The sequence below is a fragment of the Frankia gtarii genome (assembly GCF_025403375.1).
In the GTDB taxonomy this organism is placed as follows: domain Bacteria; phylum Actinomycetota; class Actinomycetes; order Frankiales; family Frankiaceae; genus Frankia; species Frankia gtarii.
In genome coordinates this window covers 1-3,208 of the sequence record NZ_JAMPTM010000442.1, presented here as the reverse complement: position 1 = coordinate 3,208, position 3,208 = coordinate 1, and the positions used below count along the sequence as shown (strand labels likewise).

Annotated in this window: 4 protein-coding genes; 2 read left to right on the top strand and 2 right to left on the bottom strand. The window is 70.9% G+C overall.

All coding sequences use genetic code 11. The annotated features are described in order from the left end of the window. The coding region (locus tag NBZ83_RS31110; protein ID WP_261576405.1) for a TetR/AcrR family transcriptional regulator at positions 1-756 on the top strand (756 nt) is incomplete at its 5' end. A gap of 285 nt (positions 757-1,041) precedes the next feature. On the opposite strand, the gene NBZ83_RS31105 is transcribed toward NBZ83_RS31110, so the two are convergent. Then, positions 1,042-1,881, bottom strand: a complete 840-nt coding sequence (locus NBZ83_RS31105; RefSeq protein ID WP_261571267.1) for an enoyl-CoA hydratase/isomerase family protein — start codon at positions 1,879-1,881, stop codon at positions 1,042-1,044. Between the two features lie 95 nt (positions 1,882-1,976). Between NBZ83_RS31105 and NBZ83_RS31100 the strand changes: the two genes are divergently transcribed. Then, the gene (locus NBZ83_RS31100) at positions 1,977-2,336 is read left to right on the top strand and encodes a winged helix-turn-helix transcriptional regulator (RefSeq protein ID WP_261571266.1); all 360 of its coding nucleotides are present in this window, start codon (positions 1,977-1,979) and stop codon (positions 2,334-2,336) included. A 57-nt stretch (positions 2,337-2,393) separates the two neighbouring features. On the opposite strand, the gene NBZ83_RS31095 is transcribed toward NBZ83_RS31100, so the two are convergent. Continuing rightward, positions 2,394-3,208: SDR family NAD(P)-dependent oxidoreductase (locus NBZ83_RS31095; RefSeq protein WP_261576404.1), on the bottom strand; the 815-nt coding region annotated here is incomplete at its 5' end.

Here is a 3,208-nt window from a genome sequence, read left to right as displayed (position 1 = left end):
GATCTCGCCGCGCTGGCCCGCGCCGCCGGCATCGCCGGTACCACCGGCACGGCTCGCACCGCCGGCCCGTCACCCGGCGAGGTCCCCGCGCAGCGGGACGCGCCGCTGCCGCCGGGGCTGCGCAGGTCCGTCACCGGCCGGGGGCGCACCACCGTGGAGACGATCGCCGAGGCGGCGGTCGCGGCCTTCGAGCACCGCGGGCTCGCCGGCACCAGCGTCAACGACATCATCGCCCGCTCCGGCGTCGCGCACGGAACCTTCTACCGCTACTGGGCGGACCGCACGGCCATCTTCACGACGCTGGCGCACCGCGCCGCGGTGCACATCTGCGACCACTTCGACGCGCTGCTCGCCGTGGGCACCGTCGACGAGCTGGCGCGTTGGCTCGACGACTGGCTGCGCATCGTCGAGCGGTACGGCACCGTGTTCCACATCTGGACCTGCGAGATCCTGGACAACCCGCCGCTGTGGCCGCTGGCCCGCGCGGTGCGCACCCACCTCGAGGACGTCACCGCCCGCCTGCCGCACCGCTGGCCCACTGCGACGACGCCCACCAGCACAGAGCCCACCAGCACAGAGCCCACCACCGCGACGCCGGCCACCGCGACGCCGGCCACCATGACGATCGTGTTGTGGACGGTGCTCACCGAGTTCCCCTACAACGCCTGGCTGCGCCATCCGGTGCTCACCCGCGAGCAGGTGCTGCACTGTCTGACCCTGCTGATGGCCCGCGGCGTCCTCGGCCTCGGGGACTGAGAACTCCCAACGAAACGATCTTTGAGGTGGTCGGATCACTCCGGGCCAGCTGATCCGGAGGTACGGAGTGGCGCGGGCGACGCCGTGGGAAGTCGATGACGAGTTGTGGACGGTGATCGAGCCGCTGCTGCCCAAGGTCGAGCGTCGGGTCCGGCATCCGGGGCGCAAGCGGCATCCGGACCGGCTGCTCGCTGGGAGAAACACGACGACATCCACGAAGCCTTCCTCACCCTCGGATGCGCACTCCTCTGCTGGCGACGCCTGAAGGCATCCCGGTAGGAGTTCCTAGGTGATGTCGTCGACAAGAGCCTCAAGGCGGCGCTCTCCGTCGCGGGTGTGCGCGCCGGCGGCCAGTGCAGCCTTGGCGAGACGGGTTGCAGCGGGTTCGTCGAACAGTCCACCGAGGAGCTCGTTGGCCTTCCGCAGGCCGTGAGTGGTCGACTCGACCGCGGCGTCGACCGCTTCGGTCGCGGCGCGGGCGACGCCGGGAGGAAGAGCGGCGATGCGGGCGGCGAGGGTGTCGACGACATGGTCGAGCTCGGTGTCCGGCACGGCCCGGTTCACCCATCCGATCCGTTCCGCGGTCGCGGCATCGATCAGCTGCCCGCCGAGGATGATCTCCAGGGCGCGTGCGCGACCCACGAGGCCGGGCAGGTAGGCAGTGCCTCCCGCGCCCGGGATGATTCCCAGCCGACACTCCATCTGGGCCATTGCGGCGCGCTCGAGCGAGGCGAACCGCATGTCCATCGCGGACAGCAGTTCCGCACCGCCGCCGCGGGCCAGGCCGCGCAGCTTGGCGATGGTGATCTGCGGCAGCGACCGGATGCGTTCGTGCAGGCGCATCATCGGGTTGAGGGACTGGTCCTGTTCGGGCGCAATGGGGAGCGCAACGAACGTCGCGGGGTCGTCGGCGGTCGTCATGTCGCCGTGCGCGACGAAGAAGTCCGGATCCGCACTGTCGAAAACGATCACCCGGATGTCGTGGGCGCCGGACATGGCGTCCGCAAACCGGTCCAGGTCCGTCATCAGGGCGGCGTCGAGCAGATTGATGGGAGGGTTGTCGATCACGACGTGCGCCACGCCGCCGGTGAGAGAGATCTTGAGGGTCGAGTATGCGTCAGCCATGATTCCCGTTTCGCCGTCAGGCCGTTAGGTATCTGATGTATATCTAGTAGCATCGATATACTTCAACGAAACCAGGTATCGCGAGGGAGACCGGCGTGCCCGATGTGAAGCTCGACGGCGACGGCCGGGATCTGCTCGACCAACTCTTCGACAAGTGGTCCCTGCTGGTACTGGCCGCACTGTGCGACCACCCCCGGCGCTTCAACGAACTCCGGCAGTACATGCCCGCCGTCACCCCGAAGTCACTGACCGCATGCCTGCGGCGACTGGAGCGCAACGGCATGGTCGAGCGAGCGGTCGTGTCCACGGATCCGGTGGCGATCGAATACCGAATCACTCCCCTGGGCCGGACCCTTCGGTCCCCTGTGCACTCCATCTTGGAGTGGGCCGTCGATCATCTCGACGCGGTCGAGGCCGCCCGCTGTCACTACGACGAGCGACGCGTGGACAAGTGACATCCCGGCCTGTCTCGAGGCATTTGCCGTCAGGAGTTCTGACAGGAGTTCCAGGGGCTACGCGGGCTGGGTCGGCGCGGCTGCGGCGGCGCGCTCGGTGAGGCGGCGGGTCAGCGGGCGGTCGGCGGCGCCGAGGTCGGGCACGGTCACGGCGCCGGCGGTCAGCAGCGCCGCGCCGGCGCGGACGTCCTCGGGGGTCAGCGCACCGTCGACGGTGAGAACGTCGCCGGTGGCGACCGCGATCCGGCCGACCGCGTCGACGCCGGCCTCGAAAGCCAGGCCGGTGACGGTCGTCGACTCGTGCGCGAGCCACAGCGCCACCGCGGCCACCGACGCCGGCGGCGCGACCCGCTCGATCGCCTCATACATCTCGGGCCGCGACCGGGTCCGGTCGGCGGCCAGCCGCGACGCCGCGAACGGCGCGACCGCGTTGACGGTGATGCCGCGCCGGGCGCCTTCCAGGGCGAGGGTCTGGGTCAGGCCGTGCAGGGCGCCCTTCGCGACCGTGTACGGCAGCGCGGCGGCCAGGCCGAAGTAGCCGGCGGCCGAGGTCGTCGTCACGATCCGGCCGTAACCCTGCTGCACCAGATGCGGCCAGGCGGCGGAGCACAGCGCCCAGGTGCCCAGCACGTGCACCCGGAAGAACTCGGTGAGCACGTCGGCGGTGACCTCGCGCAGCCGCACGATCCGGTCGATGCCGGCGTTGGCGACGACGACGTCCACCCCGCCGAACTCGGCGAGCGCGCGCTCGACCAGGGCGTCGGCGAGCCCCGCCTCAGCGACGTCGCCGAGGTGCGCGACGGCCCTGCCCCCGGCCCGGCGGATCTCGGCGACGACGGCCTCGGCCCCCTCGACCCCCGCGGCCCCGTCAC

Excerpts from the sequence above, each read along its gene's own strand:
- NBZ83_RS31105 (WP_261571267.1), bottom strand. The coding sequence starts at position 1,881 with ATGGCTGACGCATACTCGACCCTCAAGATCTCTCTCACCGGCGGCGTG.